This window comes from Treponema primitia ZAS-1, assembly GCF_000297095.1.
In the GTDB taxonomy this organism is placed as follows: domain Bacteria; phylum Spirochaetota; class Spirochaetia; order Treponematales; family Breznakiellaceae; genus Termitinema; species Termitinema primitia_A.
On the sequence record NZ_AEEA01000057.1, the window covers coordinates 40,949 to 61,332 of the forward strand.

Annotated in this window: 20 protein-coding genes and 1 pseudogene; all 21 read right to left on the reverse strand. The window is 54.1% G+C overall.

All coding sequences use genetic code 11. The features are described 5' to 3' along the window. Positions 1-4 precede the first annotated feature (4 nt). The 21 genes and pseudogenes from fliH to mraZ all read right to left on the reverse strand — a co-directional run bounded on the left by fliH (position 5) and on the right by mraZ (position 20,348). On the reverse strand, positions 5-982 hold the full coding sequence (fliH, locus tag TPRIMZ1_RS0110575; protein WP_038078510.1) for a flagellar assembly protein FliH: 978 nt from the start codon (positions 980-982) through the stop codon (positions 5-7). Further along, positions 982-2,040 carry a flagellar motor switch protein FliG gene (gene fliG / locus TPRIMZ1_RS0110580; protein ID WP_010259184.1) on the reverse strand — a complete coding sequence of 353 codons (1,059 nt, stop codon included), beginning with the start codon at positions 2,038-2,040 and terminating at the stop codon, positions 982-984. Before fliG ends, fliH begins: the two co-directional genes overlap by 1 nt. A 3-nt stretch (positions 2,041-2,043) precedes the next feature. After that, positions 2,044-3,750: a flagellar basal-body MS-ring/collar protein FliF gene (fliF, locus tag TPRIMZ1_RS0110585; RefSeq protein WP_010259186.1), complete on the reverse strand. Its 1,707-nt coding sequence runs from the start codon at positions 3,748-3,750 to the stop codon at positions 2,044-2,046. 45 nt (positions 3,751-3,795) lie between these two features. Continuing rightward, positions 3,796-4,194 (reverse strand): flagellar hook-basal body complex protein FliE, encoded by a 399-nt coding sequence (locus TPRIMZ1_RS0110590; protein WP_010259188.1) that lies wholly within the window; start codon positions 4,192-4,194, stop codon positions 3,796-3,798. A 20-nt stretch (positions 4,195-4,214) separates the two neighbouring features. Then, positions 4,215-4,673, reverse strand: a complete 459-nt coding sequence (gene flgC / locus TPRIMZ1_RS0110595) for a flagellar basal body rod protein FlgC (protein WP_010259190.1) — start codon at positions 4,671-4,673, stop codon at positions 4,215-4,217. Positions 4,674-4,681: 8 nt separating this feature from the next. Then, on the reverse strand, positions 4,682-5,098 hold the full coding sequence (gene flgB / locus TPRIMZ1_RS0110600; RefSeq protein ID WP_010259193.1) for a flagellar basal body rod protein FlgB: 417 nt from the start codon (positions 5,096-5,098) through the stop codon (positions 4,682-4,684). A gap of 39 nt (positions 5,099-5,137) precedes the next feature. Then, positions 5,138-6,700: an ATP-dependent protease ATPase subunit HslU gene (gene hslU / locus TPRIMZ1_RS0110605; protein ID WP_010259195.1), complete on the reverse strand. Its 1,563-nt coding sequence runs from the start codon at positions 6,698-6,700 to the stop codon at positions 5,138-5,140. After that, complete coding sequence (gene hslV / locus TPRIMZ1_RS0110610) at positions 6,700-7,245, reverse strand: ATP-dependent protease subunit HslV (protein WP_010259197.1); 546 nt, start codon at positions 7,243-7,245, stop codon at positions 6,700-6,702. Before hslV ends, hslU begins: the two co-directional genes overlap by 1 nt. Then, positions 7,242-8,162, reverse strand: coding sequence for a tyrosine-type recombinase/integrase (locus tag TPRIMZ1_RS0110615; RefSeq protein WP_010259200.1), 921 nt, complete (start codon positions 8,160-8,162; stop codon positions 7,242-7,244). The genes hslV and TPRIMZ1_RS0110615 overlap by 4 nt, the downstream gene beginning before the upstream one ends. Next, positions 8,152-10,275, reverse strand: a complete 2,124-nt coding sequence (gene topA / locus TPRIMZ1_RS0110620) for a type I DNA topoisomerase (RefSeq protein WP_010259203.1) — start codon at positions 10,273-10,275, stop codon at positions 8,152-8,154. The genes TPRIMZ1_RS0110615 and topA overlap by 11 nt, the downstream gene beginning before the upstream one ends. A gap of 5 nt (positions 10,276-10,280) precedes the next feature. Continuing rightward, positions 10,281-11,233 (reverse strand): annotated as a pseudogene (gene dprA / locus TPRIMZ1_RS18820) (DNA-processing protein DprA). Beyond that, a complete protein-coding gene (locus TPRIMZ1_RS0110630) occupies positions 11,226-11,975 on the reverse strand; it encodes a tetratricopeptide repeat protein (RefSeq protein WP_010259206.1) in 750 nt (249 codons plus the stop codon). Before TPRIMZ1_RS0110630 ends, dprA begins: the two are co-directional and overlap by 8 nt. 9 nt (positions 11,976-11,984) lie before the next feature. Continuing rightward, positions 11,985-12,914, reverse strand: coding sequence for a tyrosine recombinase (locus TPRIMZ1_RS0110635; protein ID WP_232616811.1), 930 nt, complete (start codon positions 12,912-12,914; stop codon positions 11,985-11,987). Further along, positions 12,915-14,150 (reverse strand): cell division protein FtsZ, encoded by a 1,236-nt coding sequence (ftsZ, locus tag TPRIMZ1_RS0110640; protein ID WP_010259210.1) that lies wholly within the window; start codon positions 14,148-14,150, stop codon positions 12,915-12,917. Positions 14,151-14,216: 66 nt separating this feature from the next. After that, positions 14,217-15,488 carry a cell division protein FtsA gene (gene ftsA / locus TPRIMZ1_RS0110645; protein WP_010259212.1) on the reverse strand — a complete coding sequence of 424 codons (1,272 nt, stop codon included), beginning with the start codon at positions 15,486-15,488 and terminating at the stop codon, positions 14,217-14,219. Then, positions 15,478-16,302 (reverse strand): cell division protein FtsQ/DivIB, encoded by an 825-nt coding sequence (locus TPRIMZ1_RS0110650; RefSeq protein WP_010259214.1) that lies wholly within the window; start codon positions 16,300-16,302, stop codon positions 15,478-15,480. Before TPRIMZ1_RS0110650 ends, ftsA begins: the two co-directional genes overlap by 11 nt. Beyond that, on the reverse strand, positions 16,295-17,431 hold the full coding sequence (ftsW, locus tag TPRIMZ1_RS0110655; RefSeq protein ID WP_010259217.1) for a putative lipid II flippase FtsW: 1,137 nt from the start codon (positions 17,429-17,431) through the stop codon (positions 16,295-16,297). Before ftsW ends, TPRIMZ1_RS0110650 begins: the two co-directional genes overlap by 8 nt. Next, the gene (mraY, locus tag TPRIMZ1_RS0110660; protein WP_010259219.1) at positions 17,428-18,507 is read right to left on the reverse strand and encodes a phospho-N-acetylmuramoyl-pentapeptide-transferase; all 1,080 of its coding nucleotides are present in this window, start codon (positions 18,505-18,507) and stop codon (positions 17,428-17,430) included. Before mraY ends, ftsW begins: the two co-directional genes overlap by 4 nt. Before the next feature lie 121 nt (positions 18,508-18,628). Further along, positions 18,629-18,922, reverse strand: a complete 294-nt coding sequence (locus tag TPRIMZ1_RS0110670; RefSeq protein WP_010259221.1) for a cell division protein FtsL — start codon at positions 18,920-18,922, stop codon at positions 18,629-18,631. Continuing rightward, complete coding sequence (rsmH, locus tag TPRIMZ1_RS0110675; protein ID WP_010259224.1) at positions 18,919-19,887, reverse strand: 16S rRNA (cytosine(1402)-N(4))-methyltransferase RsmH; 969 nt, start codon at positions 19,885-19,887, stop codon at positions 18,919-18,921. The genes TPRIMZ1_RS0110670 and rsmH overlap by 4 nt, the downstream gene beginning before the upstream one ends. Beyond that, on the reverse strand, positions 19,887-20,348 hold the full coding sequence (mraZ, locus tag TPRIMZ1_RS0110680; RefSeq protein ID WP_010259226.1) for a division/cell wall cluster transcriptional repressor MraZ: 462 nt from the start codon (positions 20,346-20,348) through the stop codon (positions 19,887-19,889). The genes rsmH and mraZ overlap by 1 nt, the downstream gene beginning before the upstream one ends. Positions 20,349-20,384: the final 36 nt, after the last annotated feature.

The following is a 20,384-nucleotide window of genomic DNA, read 5'->3' on the forward strand; positions in this document are numbered from 1 at the left end:
CCCCTTAATTGGCAATAGCGGACAAGGATGGCGCCCCGGCAGATGAGGCCTTGGGTTTCGTCTTTATCGGGGACATTTCCAGGATCTTCGCCTCAAGCTCCGCAAGCTGGCTGCTAATCCGGGCGTCTATTTCGCCGAAATCGGTTTCAATGATACAACCGCCGGGATCAACCGTGGAATCCTCCGCCACCTGTACGCCCTTTACCCCTTCTATCTGCTTAATAAAACTGTTGATATGATCCGTGGTGAGTTTCACATCCCGGAGGTTAACCCGGATAATGATATTACCATGGCTTTTTATCTTGCGCAGGGCCTGAACTACATTTTCCCTGACCACGCCCTCCTGGGTCTCGGAGATAATCTTTATAACCTTACGGGTCATGAGCAGCACCAAATCTACGATCTGCTGTTCGCTTTCCACGAGTATCTCTTCCCGGCGGCTCTGGGCCCGTTCCAGCACAGTTTGGATACGTTCAATCAGACGGTCCATTTCGGCCCTGCCTTCGGTATATCCTGCTTCCCGGCCTTCCTTTAAACCCGCGTCCACCGCTTCCTTACGTGCATTGTCGAAGTTAGCCTGGGCGGTAGTTTCAAGCTCCGCCGCCTTTTGCTTTGCCTCGGCAAGAATTTTCTCCGCCTCCGCTTCCGCCTGCTGTTTTATCTGCTGAGCCTCATCACTTAAACGGACAACTTCTTCGCCGGCGCTTGCCTGGGCTGTGCTTATTATCGCATCCGCCCGATCCCGGGCTTCCTGGATCATGCCCTCCCGTTCTTCGTCCCAGTGGGACTTGAACAGCTCCGCCTCCCGCCTGAGGTCATCCGCGGTGGGGCCGATAAATTCCGGCATATCAGGAATTTCGTCCAGTTCTTCCAGGGCCGGCCCCAGGTTAAGGGCCATTTCCGCGTAAGCCTGGGGAGATTCCAGAATAACCTTTTCGTTGCTGAGTATAAGCTCCCCGGGCCTGAAAACCGCCTTGTTAATCATACTACTAACTCATCCTCACCGGCGCGGGCAACCACAATTTCACCGGTCTCTTCCAGATGCCGGATGATGGACACGATCTTCTGCTGGGCTTCCTCAACATCCTTAAGCCGTACCGGTCCCATGAACTCCATATCTTCCTTGAGCATCTGGGCTGCACGCTTACTCATATTCCGGAATATCTTATCCTGCACTTCCGTATCCACCGACTTGAGGGCCTTGGACAATTCCTGGGAATCCACTTCCCGCATGACCCGCTGTATGGCCCGGTCGTCCAGCATAACGATATCTTCGAATACGAACATCCGTTTCTTGATTTCCTCCGCAAGTTCCGGGTCCTCGTCTTCCAGGGCTTCGATGATCTGCTTTTCCGAAGACCGGTCTACCAGGTTCAGTATTTCTACGATGCTTTCCACACCGCCCGCAGCGGTATAATCTTCACTGGACAGGGTGGAGAGTTTCTTTTCCAAAACCCGTTCTACCTCCCGGAGCACTTCCGGGCTCGTACGGTCCATGGTGGCGATACGCCGGGCCACATCGCTCTGCACCTCATGGGGGAGGTTCTGCAGAATGATTGAAGCCTTATTCGGTTCCAGGTACGCCAGGATAAGGGCGATAGTCTGGGGATGCTCCTGCTGGATAAAGTTAAGAAGATGCGCAGGATCCGTGCGGCGTATAAAGTCAAAGGGCCGGACCTGGAGGCTGGACGTAAGGCGGTTGATAATATCAATGGCCTTCTGGCTTCCCAGGGATTTTTCCAGAAGTTCCCGGGCGTAGTCGATACCCCCGGTGGTGATAAACTCGTTGGCCATCATGAGTTCCTGGAACTCTATGAGGACCGCTTCCTTCTGGGCCGGCTCTATGGTTTCAAGCCGGGCAATCTCGAAGGTGAGTGTTTCTATTTCATCTTCCCGGAGATACTTGAAGATCTCCGCGGATATTTCAGATCCAATACTTACCAGGAAAACTGCGGCCTTCTGCCGGCCGGTAAATTCCTTGGCGCCCTTCTTCTTTCCTCCGGCGGCGGCGGCTCCGCCCCCTGCAGCTGCTTTAGCCATATACTATTCCTCCAACAGCCAGGTTCTGATAAGCTGGGCCACATCTCCGGGATGTTCCTTCGCCATGTTGATGGCGTTCTCCTGGAGTTCCATACGTTTCCGTTCTTCCACGGACATGGAAACTTCCACACCCTGCTCTTCCGCTTCCTGGAAGGCCCGCTCCCGCATCTCCTGATGCTGCCGTGCAAGCTCCTCTTCCCGTGCCCGTCTGCGCCGCTCCATTTCCCGGGTGATCATCCTGAAGGCGATAAACCCGATGAGCAGTAACGCTACTCCCGAAAGCAATATCAGGATGGTGGTCTGCATCTGCTTCTGCCGGAAATACTCGGCGTCCTCGTCGGCAAACTGCTTGGTCCGGTCAAAACGGATATTCTGTACCGTCACCGAATCTCCCCGGGCGGCGCTGAAGCCGATGGCATCCTGGATCAGAGCCTGGGCGGCTTTGAGATCCTCCGGCGCTACCGGGGCGTATTCCCGTTCCAGGGAACCGTCTTCCAGTATCACGGGGTTCTTCTTTTCATCATACTTCAATTTCCAGGTCCCGTCGATATTCACCGATATGGTTACCCGGTCGATGCCGGGGCTTTTTTCTTCCTCAATGCGGCGGCTGTTAATTTCCTCATTATGGGTAAGGGTTTTCTGTTCAACCTCCCCATAGAGGTTGCTCATATCCCGGAACGCCGGCGGCATCTGGCCCTCAACCCCCGCGGGACCTTCGGGGTTAAGCCCCGTACCCTTCCAGGCGGTACTGGACGCTGATTCGGACCGGGTAATGGACCGGGCGCTTTCGGAATCGTCATAGGAGAGGCCCGGAGTCCGGGGCTTTATGGTGATGGGATAGAATTCTTCGGTACTCACCGCCTTCTTGGACATATCCATGGCGATCTTAATATTGAGGTCCCGTACCCGGTCGGTAGTAAAGGTGTACTGGAGGGCCTTAAGCACCGTAGCCCGGTATTTAGTCTCCAGGCCCTGGACCAGCTTGGTTTCCCGCTCAATAACTGCCAGCCGGTCGAATTCCGCCATGCCCGCAAAATCGTTGAGCACCAGACCGTTCTGATCCGCAATAACGATATTATCGTCACGAAGTCCTTCCACAGCAAATTTGAGTATCTTCTGGATGCCCTCTATTTTTTTACGGTTCGCCGTAATATCGCTCATGAGCTTGGGGGTAATGATAACGCTGGCGGTAACCGGATTCTGGTCCGATGCAAAAAGTTCCCGCTCAGGCATAACGATAGTAACATTGGCGTCGTCCACATCATCCAGGGATTTTATGTGATCCGTAACCATCTGGGTAATGGCCCGCCGGAGGTTAACATTCCGTTCAAAATCGGTGATGGTCCACCGGTCCCGGTCGAAGATGGCCCAGGGATCGGTTCCTGCGGGAATCATGTCTTCCCGGATAAGGATGGACCGGATCCGCTGGGCGGTCTTGGCGTCCTCCACCATGATAACCCCCGCGGCGTTGACCGTGGTCTTTACCCCTTCCTCGTTGATCCTGGTGATGATCCGGTCCCGGTCATTTTCATCTTTAATGGGAACGTCAATAACCGGTACCATGGTGGGTGCGGAAGAAACCGTTACCAGGGCGATAAGCCCGGCGATAACCGCAACGGTTATACCGATGAGGATACCCCTTTGCATCCAGGTCCACCTGCCCCACAGGCCGGTGATCTGTTCTATAACTTTTTTAAACCATTCGTTCATATTCCCCTCCCCAGAAGAACGGCGCTAATGCGCCCTGTATATGTACTATCTCGTATTAATTATATCCTTCCACCCCTGGACCACGCGGCTGAGCACGGTCCTGGCTATGTTCAATGACATGCTGGCCTTGGCCTGGGCAATGGTAATATCCTGGGGGTCCATGGAGCCCGGATCGGTGATGGCCTTTTGGACCAGATCTGCGGAAAACTGCTGCTCCGCACTAACCTTGTCCAATGCCCGGAGCATCACATCCTCAAAGCTGCCGCTGCGAAGTACCGCCTCGGAACCAATCATGTTGCCCATTTCGGATATTACCGATCCCCTGCCCTGGGCGATATTGCCGCCTATGGAAAAGGGGCCGCCCTGGGGTACCATGTGCTTGGGATTCGTTATTGCCATGGGGACCTTATCCCCACTTACCAGTTCAGGTTTGTAAATATTCATCTATCCCCTCCCCTATACTTTTATCTGCTGCCTATCTCAAGGGCCCGCAGAAACATTGTTTTAGATCCGTCAATAATAGAAGCGTTCGCTTCATAGGCCCGGGATGCGGCGATCATATCCACCATTTCGGTGACCACATCCACGTTGGGCATCTCCACATACCCCGCCCGGGGCCCGGTCTGTATCGCATCGGGGTGGGTGGGATCGTATACCAGCCGGTTCGGTGTGGTATCCTTCTGGATTTCCGCAACCCTGACCCCCTTACCAGGTCCGCCGTCCATCATGTCCGGCAGGAAGGGGGAACGCCAGAAGGGCTGTTCCGCCTTTGGCCGTAATACCACCCGGCTCCTGCGGAAGGGGCCGCCCTCGGCGGTGCGGGTGGTGGAGGCGTTAGCGATGTTGTCGGCGATCACATCGGAACGGAGCCGTTCCGCAGTCATCCCTGTGGCGGCTATATTAATTGCATTGAACAATCCCATATTCTATCCTACCTTAATACCATATTTATCTGGCTGAATTCGAAGGTCGTGGCCTGGGCTAAAAGGGTATACATCATCTGGTTTTCCAGGGCCAGCATCATTTCCTGCTCAGGGTCCACGTTGTTTCCGTTATTCTTGGACGTACTGGCGTAATCCAGGACCCGCCGGGGTTCCACGTCCCGGTAATCCCGTGCGCGCCAGTTGGGGATGTGCTTGGGGTCGGTCAGGGTCAGTTCCAGGGCCGGCCGTTGTTTTTCCGTTTCCAGGGCGCGCTTGAGTTCACTTTCAAAGTTGACGTTGGACCGCTTAAAATTGGGAACCCCGGAATTCGCCATGTTGTCCGCAATCACATTCCGGCGGATAAGGCTGGCATCCATGGCCCGGTGCAGCAGGTCAACGGTTTTTTCAAAGTTATTCGATATCATAAGGTTCTCCCAAATTGATCATCGGCCTTTTAAAATATTTCATAAGATATATCTCCCCAGGTCGTTGTCCACCACGAGGTCCTGGAGACGCTCGTTGACGTAGGATTCGGTGATGGAAATTTTGGTTGGGGCTATGTCCGGAGCCTCAAAGGAAAGTTCCTCCAGGAGAGCCTCCATGATGGTGTGGAGACGCCGGGCGCCGATGTTTTCCAGCCGGGAATTGACCTCCGCCGCCAGGGCCGCCAGGCGATCGATAGAATCGGGGGTAAATTCGATTTCCACCCCCTCGGTGGCCAGAAGATCCACGTATTGCTTGGTCAGGGCGTTTTTTGGTTCCGTGAGGATACGGAGAAACTCCGCCTTGCCCAGGGATTCCAGTTCCACCCGCAGGGGAAAGCGCCCCTGCAATTCGGGGATCAGATCCGAAGGCTTGCTGACATTGAAGGCCCCTGCGGCGACAAAGAGGATGTGACTGGTGTCCACGGGACCCCACTTGGTATTCACCACGGCGCCCTCCACAATGGGCAGTATATCCCGCTGTACCCCTTCCCGGGAAACATCGGGCCCCCCCCCGCCACGGTCGCCCTTAACGGCGATCTTGTCGATCTCGTCGATAAAGACGATACCGGTCTCACAGACCCGCTGACGGGCTTCGTCGCTCACCCGGTCCCGGTCGATAAGTTTTTCCGATTCTTCGGCAATAAGGATTTCTCTGGCACGGCTTACCGGAAGGAGCTTCTTTTTCTTGCCCCCGCCGAAAAAACCGGCGATCCCCGAAAGGCTGCTTTCTAAGTCCTCCATGCCGCCCCCCATCATTTCGAAGGCCGGGAACTGGGGGCTCTGATTTATGGTAATTTCTACCAGCCGGTCCTCCAGCTTTCCCTCCCGAAGCATGGTCCGGAATTTTTCCCGGGTGGAATCTTTTTGATTCCCGGAACCCTTTTGAGTTCCGGCGTCGGCGGCAGGTTCCTCAGCGGGGCTATCGGCAATGTTACTGCTTATTTCAGGCGTATCATCATTGCCGCCCGCCTGCTGCCGGGATACCGGGATGCCCACCTGTATTGCTGCGCCCATAAGAGAGCCATTACCATTACTGGGGCTGATTGAAAAGGCGCCCATGGGCCGCACCACCGGGCCCTCCGGGGGCTTTGTTTCCTTGGGCTTTTTCCCCGTGCCCGGCAGGAGCAGATCCAACAGCGCATCTTCGGCGCGTTTTTCCGCATCCGCGGTAACCGTTTCCTGCATTTCCTGTTTAACCATCTGGACACCCGCAGCCATAAGGTCCCGGATCATGGATTCCACATCCCGGCCCACGTAGCCGACTTCGGTGTATTTGGTGGCCTCCACCTTGATAAAGGGGGAGCCCGCAAGTTTGGCCAGCCGCCGGGCAATTTCTGTTTTGCCTACCCCCGTGGGACCTATCATGAGGATGTTCTTGGGGGCGATGTCCTCGCGAACCTCCGGATCCAGCTTGAGCCGCCGTATACGGTTACGCAGCGCCACCGCTACCGCCCGCTTGGCCTTTTTCTGGCCAACAATGTATTTATCCAGCTCCGCAACGATTTCCCGGGGGGTTAGCCGGTCCAGATTTTTTTCGCTCATCAGCTTAACTCCTCCAGGGTAATATTTCCGTTGGTATAGATGCAGATGCTTCCCGCAATCTTAAGACTCCGTTCGGCGATTTCCACCGCAGAAAAACTGCTGCCCTCAAGATAGGCCAGGGCCGCAGCGTAGGCGTAGTTGCCGCCGGAGCCGATGGCCAGGGCATTTTCCGCAGGCTCTATCACGTCCCCGGTACCGGATACGAGCAGGGTCTTGGAAAGATCCGCCACCAGGAGCAGGGCCTCAAGTTTCCGCAAAGCCCGGTCCGTACGCCAGTCCTTTGCCAGCTCCACCGCCGCCCGGGCAAGGTCCCCGGAATATTCCTTGAGTTTTTCCTCAAAGCGATCAAAGAGGGTAAAGGCATCGGCGGTGGCCCCGGCGAAACCGCAAAGAACCTTGCCGTCCATAAGACGCCGTACCTTACGGGCGTTGTTTTTCATCACCGTTTCACCCATGGTCACCTGACCATCCCCGGCCATGGCGACCCTGCCGTCCCGGCGCACCGCGATAACCGTGGTCGAACGTATTCTACCGTATTTATTCATTTCGTATTCCTTTTACCGTGAGGATGCGCCTTGGCATATACCTTCTTCAAGCGTTCTATATCCACATGGGTGTAGCGCTGGGTTGTGGAAAGGCTGGCATGGCCTAAAAGTTCCTGGACTATCCTGACATCACAGCCGGCGTTAACCAGATGGGTAGCAAAACTGTGCCGTAGAGCATGGGGGTGTACATTTTTCTGCAGCCCCGACCGCTCGGCATATTTGGCGATGATCCACCGTACCCCGGCCACCGAGATGGCCCCCCCGCGGCGGTTCACAAACAGTTTTTCCGTGGGATGCTCCGCCTTGATCCGGCTGTGCCGAGCGGGAATATAGGCGGCAATAGCCTCGCGGGCTTCATCGGAAAAAAATACGTACCGTTCCTTATCGCCCTTTCCGATAACCCTGCCCCCGCTGAGATCCCCGTCAATGGATTTAAGGGAAAGGGTAACCAGTTCGGAAATGCGCAGTCCCGCGGAGTACATGGCCAGGATCAACGCCTTATCCCGCAGGGGCCAGAGTATGCCCGCCGTATCCGGCAGGTCCGCAAAGTCCGCCATCTCCCCTTCCCAGAGAAACACCGGAAGTGTCTTCGGTACCCTGAGGTTACGGAGGTTTCCCGCGGGATTATCCTTCCGGCGTCCAAAGCGGATAAGCCAGCGGTAGAATCCCCGGATCGACGAAAGGGCCCGGTTCACGCTCACCGAGGCCATCCCTTCGGCGCTGAGATCCCCGATAAAACCCTGAACTTCATAGGGGGTCGCCGTATCGGGAAGGACACTGCGGTTTTCACAGTAATTGGCAAAACGGACAAGATCTCCCTCGTAGGCCTGGAGGGTCCTATCCGAGACACCCCGGACGGCGCGGAGATAAACAAGATATTCATCCATCGTTTTGCCGGCCACAGGATTACTGTTCACTGTCCTCCCCTTCATCATCATTGGAATGGAGGTAATCGCATTCCGGATTGATGCAGGCCTTGTGGGACCCGTTTTTCTTGTCGTATTTCTCCACCATGAACTGTCCGCACTTAGGGCAATCCTGGTTTATGGGCTTAAAGTGGCTGATAAAATCACAGTCCGGGTAATTGGTACAGCCGTAAAATTCCTTACCCCGTCCCTTGGTTTTCCTGGCCACCACATCTCCGCCGCACTTAGGGCATTTGGCCAGGGGAATAGATTTGGTGTTGTGGCACTCCGGGAAACCGGAGCAGGCCAGGAAGAAACCGAAACGTCCAAGCTTCTTTACCATGGGCTTGCCGCATTTCTCGCAAACAAGATCCGTGGGCTCGTCCAGGGAACCCTTGTAGGATTCCAGGGTCTTCCCCACCTCGTCCACCTGATCCTTAAAGGGACCCCAGAATTCCCGGATCATGTCGGGCCAGCGGACCTGGCTTTCCTCAACCTCGTCCAGTTTGTTTTCCATGGAAGCGGTAAAGGCGGTATCCACCACATGGGGAAAATATTCTACCAGCATATCGCAGATCATCCTGCCCAGCAGGGTGGGAACAAGTTGTTTGTTTGACCGGGTAACATAGTAACGGTCCAAAAGCACCGAAATGATGGGGGCGTAGGTTGAAGGCCGGCCTATGCCCTTTTCTTCCAGGGTTTTCACGATAGAAGCATCGGTGTACCGGGGCGGTCCCTGGGTAAAATGCTGTTCAGGGTGGAATTTATCTATCTCAACCTTGTCCCCGATTTTCAGTGAAGGATAGGCGCTGCCCTTCTCTTCCTTTGAATTGAGGAGCTTCAACACCCGGTAAAATCCCTTGTCCACAATTTTGGTGCCGGCGATACGGAAGATACCATCCCCGGCTTTTATATCGGTGCTCACCGTTCTGGTTTTCGCGTTCTTCATCTGGCTGGAAACAAAACGTTCCCAGATGATCGTATAGAGCCGGAGCTGATCCCGGGTCAGGTGATCCTTCATATCATCCGGGGTATAGTGTACATAGGTTGGCCGTATGGCTTCGTGGGCATCCTGGGCTTTCTTCCCCACGGTATACTCCACCGCCTTTTCCGGAAGATCCCCGGGATACTTTTCCCCAAGCCAGGTACGAACCTCGTCCAGGGCAAGCTGGGATATGCGCACAGAATCGGTACGCATATAGGTGATAAGCCCTATGCGGGAGCTGCCGATGTTCACCCCTTCGTAGAGCTGCTGGGCTACCTGCATGGTCTTCTTGCTGGTAAAGCCCAGGCGGTTTGCCGCAGTTTGCTGCAGCTGGGATGTGGTAAAGGGCGGCTTGGGTTTAACGGTTTTTTCGGTTTCCCGTATGTCCTGGACAAAGCAGTCGGCGCCGGTGATCAGATCCACTATGGCCTTTACATCCGCTTCGTGTTTCAGTTCCGGCTTGGCGCCCTTCCAGGTAACCAGCTGGGCGGTGAATACGGACTTGCCCACTTTGAAATCCGCTTCCAGGGTCCAGTATTCTTCGGGGATAAAGGTTTCCACTTCCTTTTCCCGATCACAGATGAGCCGCAGGGCTACGGACTGAACCCTTCCGGCGGAAAGGCCGTTTTTTACCTTCTTCCACAGTAATGGTGAAAGGTTATATCCCACCAGACGGTCCAGCACCCGCCGGGCCTTCTGGGCGTTTACCAGGGATTCGTTGATGGCCGCCGGGTGGGACACCGCATCCTTAATCGCCGCCGGGGTTATCTCATTAAAGCTGATCCGCTGGATGGGTACCTTATCGGTTTTTGCAACAATGGCATTCCGCAGATGCCAGGCTATGGCCTCCCCTTCCCGGTCATTATCACTGGCCAGCAGCACCGAGTCCGCCTTTTTGGCGTCCCCAAGGAGTTCCTTTAAAATCTTCGCCCTGCCGCGGACGGTGATATACTCGGGTTCAAAGTTTTTGTCCACATCAATGGCAAGCCGCGATTTGGGCAGATCGATCAGGTGGCCCATGGATGCTTTGACGGTATAATCCGGGCCAAGGTATTTTTCAATGGTCTTTGCTTTAGCCGGCGATTCCACGATCACCAAAATCCTTTTGTCCCTTGCTTTCTTAACGGTTTTTACTGCCATGTATCCTATTCCTCGCAAACAATATTAAGGGACCGCCCTAAACTTAAGGCCAGATCGGTTCCGGTGGCGTTACTTGTATCTTCCGGGTATGCCATGCCCCATTCTTCAAAAATTTCCGCAGCCCGGACTATTACCCGCGCCCCGTCTTCCGCCAGTTTTTTGGTTCCCTCCCCCAAAGGTGAGGATACCCCAACGGCGGCTGCAAAAAGATCCCGGCCCTGATCCAGGGCAAACTGGGCGGTGATTAAAGCGCCGGAACGCTTAGGGGCCTCCACTATCAGAACCCCCCGGGCGAGGCCGGAGATGATCCGGTTACGGGCGGGGAAATTCCACCGGAACGGTTCCGTACCGGGGGGTACTCACTCAGAAGGACGCCGCCGGTTTCCAGGATACGCCGGGCCAGGGTACGGTTTGACACCGGATAGACCTGGTCCAAACCGGAACCCAGCACCGCTACGGTAGGCGCCCCGCCATCCATGTTACCCCGATGAGCCAGGGCATCGATACCCAGGGCCAGACCGGAAACCACGGGCATTCCGCCCCGGGCCAGTTCCCGCGCCAAATCGTAGGCCTGGGCTGCTGCCTGGCCGGAGGGCCGCCGGGTTCCGACCACCGCCGTCATGGTCTGTTCCGGGTTCGGAAGTACACCCCGGTAAAAAAGCAACGCCGGGGGATCAAAAAGCTCCCGGAGCAATGGGGGATACTGAGAATCCCCATGGGAAATATAGTCTATCCCACGGAGCCGTCCGGCGTTTGCATCCTTTTCAGCCTGTACCCTAAGCGCATCCATAGTCCAGGGGCTGTTCAGGGGGCGCTTGACTATCTGCTCTATATCTCCCTTTGAAAGTACGTAAAAATCTTCCTCCCGGTCAAATTTTTCACCTAATACAATCTTTTCCCGAGGCCCGAGATTGGGGATACGGTTAATGACCAAGTCCAACAAACCCCGTTTATCCATAAATTATGTCCAATATCCTTTGCCGGTTCATCTGGGCTTCGTTCACCTTTTCAAGATCCTTGGTAAAATCAATGATCCTTTCGTATACCGCCACCGCCTCCCGGTAGGCTTCTATCATATAGTAAGACCGCGCTAAAACAAACATGGTATCCACATCGGGGCTTATTTCCAGACTCCGCATCAGGTAGGGTATGGCCTCCCGGGGACGGTCAAGCTCAAAGGCATAGAGCACCCCCAGGCCGTACAGAGGCCTGACATAGCGCTCGTCCAGAGAAATGGCCCTGAGGTACCCATTCTCCGCAAGGGTATAGTAATTATCCCGGGTCAAATTACCCGGATTCCCTTCAAAGTTCAGTGAGGATTTAGCCACAACTCCCGCGGAAACCCCTACCATATAATGGAGGGCCGCATCCATGGGATTATAGGCGATAGCCCGCTCCAGGGCTTCCAAGGCTTCACCGTGGAGCCCCTTGTCCTGGAGCCGGTAGGCCAGGATCTTCCAATAAATCCCCGTTTGAGCCGCGTCCTTAACCTGCTGCTCAATCTTAGCCTCGTAGGCGTTGATGGCGGTACGCAGCCCCTGAATAGTCTCCGGAGGGCCATTTCCGGGACTCAGGGCGGCAATCTGTCCTGCCAGGGTATCCCACTGCTTATTCCGGTTATACCCTAAGAATACCATAACAAGGGAAGCGATGAGGACAATTACGATAAGCCCTACAACCACTTCTTTTTTTACCTTCATTACCTACCCCTACGCCTTTCCGGCGGTTTTAAGATCCCGCAGCTTTGGTCTATACCGCTTAAGGCTTTCCTTAAGCAAGGCCACATCCACATGGGTATAGATCTGGGTGGTAGCCAGATCCACATGCCCCAGAAGTTCCTGTACGGACCGGAGATCCGCGCCGCCGGCGAGGAGCTCCGTGGCATAACTATGCCGCAGGGTATGGACCCTGGTACTGGTTCCCCCAGGACCGGACAGGGCGGCGTAATTACGCCAAATACCCTTACGGGAAAGCCGCTTCCCGGTCCTGCCGAGAAACAGGGCCGATGTCCGTCCGCTTTTCACCAAATTGGGGCGGCATTCTTCCAAGTAACGCCTTAGCCAGAGCGCTGCCTCCCCCCCAAAGGGAACCAGCCGTTCCTTATTCCCCTTTCCCCGTACCCGGGCAATACCCTCGTGGAAATAGAGGTCCCGAATATTCAGGGCCACCGCTTCGGAAACCCGCAGACCCGAAGAGTAGATCAGCTCAAACATAGCCCTATCCCGTAAACCCAGGAGATTATCCGAATCCGTACCCTCCAGGATGCTCTCCACCCGTTTCTGGGAAAGCACCTCCGGTAAATGCCGGCTTCCTCTGGGCGGTTCCAGAATAGCCGCAGGATTATCATCCCGTAACCCTTCATCCCCGATATACCGGAAGAATGATCGCAGGGCGGAAATTGCTTTAGCGGTGGAACGAGAATCTATACGATCTTTTTCCCTGCGCTCGTCCAGGTACCGGGAAATTTCCAGGGATTCCACGGTCTCCACCTTAAGTCCCGCAAGGGGAAGCCATTCCAGAAAACGACGAACCTCAAAACGGTAGGTTTGGGCGGTCATCGGGGAACGACGTTCCATGGCGATAAGCCGGGAATAAAAACGTTCCAACAAATTCGGGCCAGCGGTCATCGGTACGGGCACCTATATTTCCCTGTTATCAGAACCGGTTTTCTCGCTTCTCCCCTTCTCAAATTGGAGTAAATAATCCCTGTCCCGGTAAATCGCGGGAACATTCAAATCCTGAGCGGTCCGGCGGGAAGAAAATTCCCCGGAGCCGTTGGTGAAGTTTTCCGCAGCCCGTTTGGAGTGGCTGGTCACCTTTTCCCACTCGGTTATGTCGATAAAGCCGGTATCCTTAGTCTTCGTCTCCTCCTGGAATTTCGCGGCCGCAGTCTCTTTGATGTTCTGCCCACGAAAACCGGTGGCAATAACCGTTACCTGTATTTGATCCGCATGGCTTGTGTTCAAAACAGTCCCGAATTTGATGAATACATTGGGATCCGCCTTTTCCTTAATGTAATTGACGATGTCCGCAACTTCAAAAACCGAAAGATCCTCCCCACCGGTGATATTAACCAGGATATGCTGGGCGCCGGCAATGGTAGTATCCTTGAGCATGGGATTATCAATAGCCTTTGAGGCCGCATCCTTAGCGCGGTCACCCCCCTCGCCTATACCGATACCCATAAGGGCGTCCCCCTGCCCCAGCATGGTGGTTCTTACATCCGCAAAATCAACATTGATATCCCCGGGTACGGTGATAAGATCCGCTATACCCTGTACGCCCTGACGAAGCACATCATCGGCCTTGAGGAACGCTTCTTTCATTGACGTTTTCTTATCAATTATTGACATAAGGTGTTCATTGGGGATGATGATAAGGGTATCCACCGCCTCCCGCATTTTAGCGATCCCCTCTTCGGCGAGGCTCATTTTTTTCTGACCCTCGAAGGCAAAAGGCTTGGTTACCACCCCTACGGTAAGGGCCCCATTCTCCCGGGCTACCTGGGCGATGATGGGAGCCGAACCGGTACCGGTACCGCCGCCCATTCCGGCGGTAACAAAAACCATGTCGGCGCCCTTGAGAACATTGGCAATAGAATCCCTGTCCTCCATGGCGGCCTTTTCGCCGACCTCCGGCCTGCCCCCTGCCCCAAGCCCACCGGTGGATTTGGCGCCCAGGGCTAATTTTGTCCCGGCCTTACTCAGGTTCAGCGCCTGCTGATCCGTATTTGCCGCGATAAAATCTACCTGCTGCAAACCGTGTTCGATCATACGGTTTACCGCATTGCAGCCCCCGCCGCCGGCGCCGAAAACCTTGATCTTCGTCGGTCTCGGCCCCATTACTGTTTCTTCATGAACCTCAAAATTCTTCATGCAGCTTCCCCTCCCAAATCACTTTTTTGATAAAATTTCAGGGCGTTCCCATGCGCCCCTTATAGTTTAAAAAAATTCCTTTTTTAACCATTCCCATATTTTACCGAAGAAGGAAACCTGTCCCTTCTTCTCCCGTACCTTGGTATCCGGCCCCCTATCGGGGGTTTTTACATCTTCCCGGATATTTCCTTCCAACACTAATCCTATCGCTGTGGCAAATAACGGGCTGTTGTACCGTTCCTGCAGCCCCCCCATTGACAGGGGATTACCGATCCGCACGGGCATTTTAAAAATCTGGGCTGCCAGTTCAACCGCCCCAAGAAATTCCGCACCCCCACCGGTAAGCACAATTCCGCCGCCCAAAGGCCTGCTCAGCGGAAGAGCATCCAGCTTATCCTTAACCATGCGGAATATCTCCGCCAAGCGGGGCCGCACAATTACTGCAATCTGAGACTTCGGAATGGGCAGAGGAGGTCTTCCCCCCAGGCCTTCAATGATAATATCATCATCATTTTCCAACAGTTCCGCTATACAGCACCGGGCGTCAATCTTAGCCCGTTCTGCATTTTCAAAGGAAATATTTTTTACAATCGATATATCCTGGGTTATTTCGGCCCCCCCAAGGGGGACCGAGAGGGTTGAATAGGGAGCTCCCTGGCAGCAGACCATCACATCGGTGGTACCGCCGCCAAGATCCACCAGGGCAACCCCTAATTCCTTTTCTTCCTCCGTAAGTACCGCCCGGCCCGCAGCCAGAGTCTGCAGGATCAGATCGTTAACCCGGAACCCCGCGCGGTTAACGCACTTGATCAGATTCTGCGCGCTGTTGGCGGAACAGGTGATGATATGTACCTCCGCTTCCAGGCCCCTGGCAATCATGTTTAGAGGATTCCGGATACCCGGCTGTTTATCCACAATATAGGTTTGGGGTATCACCTCCAGGATTTGGCGATCCATGGGGAAGACCATGGCCCGGGCAACTTCCAGCACCCTGACTATATCCTCGGGCCCTATTTCCCGGTTTTCCTTTTCGTCCCGGCTCCGGCCGGTAACCGCCACAACACCCCGGGAATTCACCCCATCGACGTGGTTGCCCCCGATGCCGGTCCAGCAGGCATGTACCTCCCGGCCGCTCATCATCTCCGCCGCTTCAATGGCAGCCGCCACGGACTGCAGGGTAGCTTCAATATTTACCACCACCCCTTTCCGCAGCCCCGAGGAAGGACTTATCCCTACGCCGGTAATTTCAATGGTTCCCTTCTCTGTCCGTTCGCCGATAACAGCACGGATACTGGTGGTGCCGATATCAAGGCCTACCACTAATCCATCATTGGCCAAGGGCGGCCTCCTTTTTATAGGACGCCGTGCCGGTTCTGAAATCAATTTCATCCACCATAACGCCCTGTTTTATAAATACATCAATGAGCAAGAGCATATACCGAATCGTATCCTGGGTTAATTCATTCCCTACCCGGATTTTAGCGGGATAGTGAACCGGAAAAAGCACCAGCTCAAACCCATCATAGGGTTTGGCCTTGACCTGGATCTCCGAAATTGTTCCCAGCAGCTCCGGCGCCGAACTATTCAGACGCCCCAAATCCGTGAGGAAGCGCTGAAAAAGTGCGGGAAGCCGCATACCCAGGGAGGTGTTTTCAAAGACCAACCCCGAAATAATCGGCAGGGTATGTATTCCCCCTTCCGCCACATCCTCTCCAATTTTAAAAACCACACCATATCTGTCGAAAAACACCGGCTCTATTTTACCGTTTATCGGAGCAAGGGCCATGGCAACCGCCTTGCGCTTTTCTAAAACAATCTTAACCGTATCGGGAAACTGTTTTGTTACCCTGGCGGACTCAACCTGATACATGGCCCCCAGGGCAAGTTCCGCCCCGCGGGCATCCATGGTCATGTAGGAAGTATGGACCCCAATCCCCGCCTGGGTTAATACGGCGCCCCGGTCAAGTTCGGGAATTCCCGATATCTCTATCACCGACAGGGGCATACAGGGGGTAACCCCCAGGACCCAGATCAGCTCGCCTGCCAAAATTACTGCCAGGGCAATCAGAAGCCATTTGAGCCGTCTGTCCATTTTGGAATGAACCGGATTTTCTTCAGGAAGAGTATTTTCAAACACAAACCCCTCAGACATGGTCCACCTCTCTGTTTCTTGAAATATTAACGATAAGTCCCGCGATCAGTAATGTTATTGCCAGGGAGGAACCGCCGGCGGAAAAGAACGGCAGGGGAACCCCCGTGGCGGGTACGGCCCCGGAAACCACGGCGATATTCAAAAGCGCCTGGGAACTGATCATGGTAACCAGACCGAAACCCAAAAGCCTTCTGAACATATCATTTGACTTAATAGCCGCCCGGTATCCGTGGATCGCAAAAACCATGAAAATTAAGAAGAACAAAAACACCCCCGCAAGGCCCGCCTCTTCGGAAAAAGACGAAAAGATAAAGTCCGAATGTATTTCCGGAACGCTGGCAATTTTCCGGGTGCCCTGGCCAAAACCCTTTCCCAAAAGCCCGCCTGAGCCGATGGAGAGCAGGGAAGAATGAACCTGGTATCCCGCCCCCAGGGGTTCCCAGTCGGGAATAAAGAAACTAATAACCCGGCGGAGCCTATGTTCCTTGGTAAGCACTAAAAATGCGGATAAAGGAATCAATATTACTGCACCGCTTATAAAGTACCGGTACCGCACTCCGGCGAGAAAGAAAATAAATACCGCATTTATCGCGATGAACAGCGCGGTAGAAAAGTTATTCTGCAAATAAATCAAAAAGAAAAATAGTAACGTTATCAGTGTGGGCGGCAGGATTCCCGCGATAAGAGAGTTAATACGTTCCTGCTTTTTGCTGAATATATGGGCCAGATAGAAAGGCAGGGTCAGTTTAACCAGCTCCGATGGCTGAAAAGTATTAGTACTCCCTATCCGTATCCACCGGGCCGCTCCGTTTTTTGTTACCCCAATGCCGGGCATAAAGGTTAAAAGGCATAAAACAGCGGTGATCACCACCATGGGAACAATCAGTTTTCGCAGATATTCTAAATTGATCCAGGATGCAACAAAGAATGCTCCCAAGCCCACAAACCCATAAAGCAGCTGCCGGGTAATAAAGTACAATCCTTCGCCAAAAAACCGTTCCCCGTAGGCATAGGATGCGGAATAAAGGGTAACCAAGCCAACCCCGGTAAGGAGGAGAATGCTGGCGATCAAAATATGGTCCGCCTGGGATTTGCGTCCGGCGCTCTCAAGATCAAATGCTTGTATCATTGTATTTTCAATGTTGATAGGGCTATTATGGCAAACAGGCCCCCGAGGATCCAGAACCGGATGACTACCTTAGCCTCCGCCCAGCCCGATTCCTCGAAATGGTGATGAAGAGGGGCCATTTTAAAGACCCGCTTCTTCCGCAATTTATATACCAGCACCTGGATGATAACCGATGCCGCTTCCAAAACAAAAACACCGCCGATAATCAGTATCAGTATTTCTTTTTTGACAATCAGGGAAATGGTTGCCGCCACTCCGCCAAGGGAGAGACTTCCCACGTCTCCCATAAATACTTCAGCGGGATGGGCGTTGTACCACAGAAACCCTATACAGGCCCCCACCGCTCCCAGGCAGAAAACCGTTAACTCCCCGCTGCCCACAATATAGGGTATTCCCAGGTAGGAAGAGTAGTCCACCCGGCCTGTAATGTAGGTCAGGATAGCCAGGGCGATAAAGACCAGAATCAGGAGCCCCGTGGCAAGTCCGTCCAGCCCATCGGAAAGGTTCACCGCGTTGGATTCCCCCACCAAGAGCAGTATCGCAAAGGGGATCCACAGGTTCCCCATTTCAACCACCGGGTTTTTAAAGAAGGGCACGTACAGGGTGGTGATCCCCTCCTCATCGGAGTTATAGAGGATCAGGGTTATGGTTACCGCCACAACAAATTGAAGCGCCAGTTTTGCCCAGGCCGGCAGTCCGTCGGAGTTATGGCGCCGCACCTTGAGGAAGTCGTCGATAAAACCGATTGCGCCAAAGGCCACGAAGGCGCCAAGGGTAAGCCAGACCTTTTCATTTTCCAGATCCGTCCAGAGCAGCACCGCAATTACCGTGGAAAAGATGATAAGCACACCCCCCATGGTTGGGGTTCCGTCCTTTTTCAAATGGGTAGCGGGGCCGTCATCCCGGATGGATTGTCCTATTTTAAGTTTTCGCAGAGATTCGATGATCCGGGGACCAAAAATAAAGCACAATAACAATGTGGTCAGAGCGGCATAGGCGCTCCGAAAAGTGAGATATTGAAAAACATTGAAGGGGGTGAAGTATTTTACCAGGGGATATAAAAACTCTAAAAACATTTAAGCAGCCCCCCACAGTATACGCTCAAGGATTTCGGCCCCGCTGCCGATAATTCCGATAGGGGTAGCGCTGATACTGCCCCCGGGGACATGCTGCAAGGTTAAAATGTTCATGGGGCTCCTAGCCATCGATCCTCCCCCGGCCATTTTCAATCCTGATCTGTAAAATTTCTTCCGGTTGCTTTTTTGTAAGCCCCAGCTGTTCTACCGCAATATGTTCTATCCGCTCTGCGGAGGAAAACAGGGTAATCCCCGCGATAAGCCGTTTATTACTTTCGATCCACTCTTCCTGGACCACCTCAAGGCGCCGCACATCCCGCTGCAGGGACGCATAGTTTCTGGACTGCCAAACGGAGATCACCAAAAACACGGGAAGTGTCAGGGTAAAAAAATAAAGTAATATAAACCGTCTCATGACCGTCCACCCTCATCAAATACTTTTTCCACCACCCGCAGCTTAGCGCTCCGGGAGGGCGGATTATTCCGAATCTCATCGAAACCGGGGGCAACTGCTTTCCGGGTTATAAGATTGACAACCCGGCGGCCCTCACATCTACATATCGGCGTTTCCGGCGGGCAGGTACAGTCCTTGTTTTTGTCCCGGAAAAAATTTTTTACCCGCCTATCCTCCAGGGAATGAAAACTGATAACCCCCATACGCCCGCCGGCTTTTAACGCAGAAAGGGCCGATTCCAGCAGATCCAGCAGCCGCAGCAGTTCCCCGTTTACGGCTATCCGCAGGGCTTGGAAGGTCTTCGTTGCCGGATGCACCCTGGAACGGCGGTACTCCGCAGGAACCGCCCGGCTTACAATTTCCGCCAGGGCCACCGTACTGGTGATGGTCGCCCGGGACCGGTTTTCTACAATGGCATGGGCTATACGCCGGGAATATCGTTCCTCGGCATTGTTGTAGATCAGATCCGCCAGTTCTTTTTCCGGAAGCCGGGCGATCAGGTCCGCCGCGGTATCCCCCGCACTGGTATCGATCCGCATGTCCAGGGCTTCATCCTTACGGAAGCTGAAACCCCTGCCGGACTCTTCGTAATGGTACATACTCACCCCAAGATCGATGAGGATGGTATCGGGTCGTTCATTTCCGGCGGGAAGCGCCTGCGATACAAGGGAAGCAAAAAAATCATGGGACCAGCCGTTGTAAAAGCGTATCCGATTCCCGAATTCCCCCAGCCGCTCCCGGGCCTTTTCCTGGATATCCCTGTCCGCATCAATACCCACAATCCTGAGGCTGGGAAAGCGGGAGAGGAAAGCGTAACTATGCCCGCCTTCCCCTAGGGTGGCGTCCACCATCAACTCACCATCCGTACGGGGTGCGAGGTATTGGACAGTTTCCTCCAGCAAAACCGGGGTATGGGTAATGGTCATTACTCGCCGTCCTTTTCCCGCAGCAGAGCAGCGCCTAGTTTTTCATAGGCAATTTCATATTCTTCTTTACTTTCAGTCTCATAACTTCTATACCGGTCGGCATTCCAAATTTCAACAAAATCGTCCTGACCCAGGACAATGCAATCCCGGTTCAGATCCGCATATTCCCGCAGGGTTTGGGGAATGGCGATGCGCCCCGCCTTATCAATCTCAACATCCTGGGCAGGCCCTATGAGGTGACGCCGCAGCGCCCGGAAGTCGGAATTAAAGGCGGAGCTGGACGTCCGCACCTTTTGCATCAGCTTATTCCATTCTTCCATGGGATAAAGCCAAATGCAGCCATCGGGTCCCTTGGTGAGCATATGATTGTTGTCCTCCAGGGCTGCCCGAATTTTCGTGGGCAGGCTCAAGCGGCCTTTATCATCGAGGGTTATTTTGTATTCACCATTCAAGGATTTCATCCCTTCTTTTTCCCCTTAGATCCATTTTTTCCCACT

Bases quoted from the DNA above. Each gene is read 5' to 3' on its own strand.
- fliG (WP_010259184.1), bottom strand. From the start codon at position 2,040: ATGGCTAAAGCAGCTGCAGGGGGCGGAGCCGCCGCCGCCGGAGGAAAG.
- fliF (WP_010259186.1), bottom strand. From the start codon at position 3,750: ATGAACGAATGGTTTAAAAAAGTTATAGAACAGATCACCGGCCTGTGG.
- TPRIMZ1_RS0110590 (WP_010259188.1), bottom strand. From the start codon at position 4,194: ATGAATATTTACAAACCTGAACTGGTAAGTGGGGATAAGGTCCCCATG.
- flgC (WP_010259190.1), bottom strand. From the start codon at position 4,673: ATGGGATTGTTCAATGCAATTAATATAGCCGCCACAGGGATGACTGCG.
- flgB (WP_010259193.1), bottom strand. From the start codon at position 5,098: ATGATATCGAATAACTTTGAAAAAACCGTTGACCTGCTGCACCGGGCC.
- hslU (WP_010259195.1), bottom strand. From the start codon at position 6,700: ATGAGCGAAAAAAATCTGGACCGGCTAACCCCCCGGGAAATCGTTGCG.
- hslV (WP_010259197.1), bottom strand. From the start codon at position 7,245: ATGAATAAATACGGTAGAATACGTTCGACCACGGTTATCGCGGTGCGC.
- topA (WP_010259203.1), bottom strand. From the start codon at position 10,275: ATGGCAGTAAAAACCGTTAAGAAAGCAAGGGACAAAAGGATTTTGGTG.
- TPRIMZ1_RS0110630 (WP_010259206.1), bottom strand. From the start codon at position 11,975: ATGAAGGTAAAAAAAGAAGTGGTTGTAGGGCTTATCGTAATTGTCCTC.
- ftsZ (WP_010259210.1), bottom strand. From the start codon at position 14,150: ATGAAGAATTTTGAGGTTCATGAAGAAACAGTAATGGGGCCGAGACCG.
- TPRIMZ1_RS0110650 (WP_010259214.1), bottom strand. From the start codon at position 16,302: ATGTCTGAGGGGTTTGTGTTTGAAAATACTCTTCCTGAAGAAAATCCG.
- ftsW (WP_010259217.1), bottom strand. From the start codon at position 17,431: ATGATACAAGCATTTGATCTTGAGAGCGCCGGACGCAAATCCCAGGCG.
- mraY (WP_010259219.1), bottom strand. From the start codon at position 18,507: ATGTTTTTAGAGTTTTTATATCCCCTGGTAAAATACTTCACCCCCTTC.
- TPRIMZ1_RS0110670 (WP_010259221.1), bottom strand. From the start codon at position 18,922: ATGAGACGGTTTATATTACTTTATTTTTTTACCCTGACACTTCCCGTG.
- rsmH (WP_010259224.1), bottom strand. From the start codon at position 19,887: ATGACCATTACCCATACCCCGGTTTTGCTGGAGGAAACTGTCCAATAC.
- mraZ (WP_010259226.1), bottom strand. From the start codon at position 20,348: ATGAAATCCTTGAATGGTGAATACAAAATAACCCTCGATGATAAAGGC.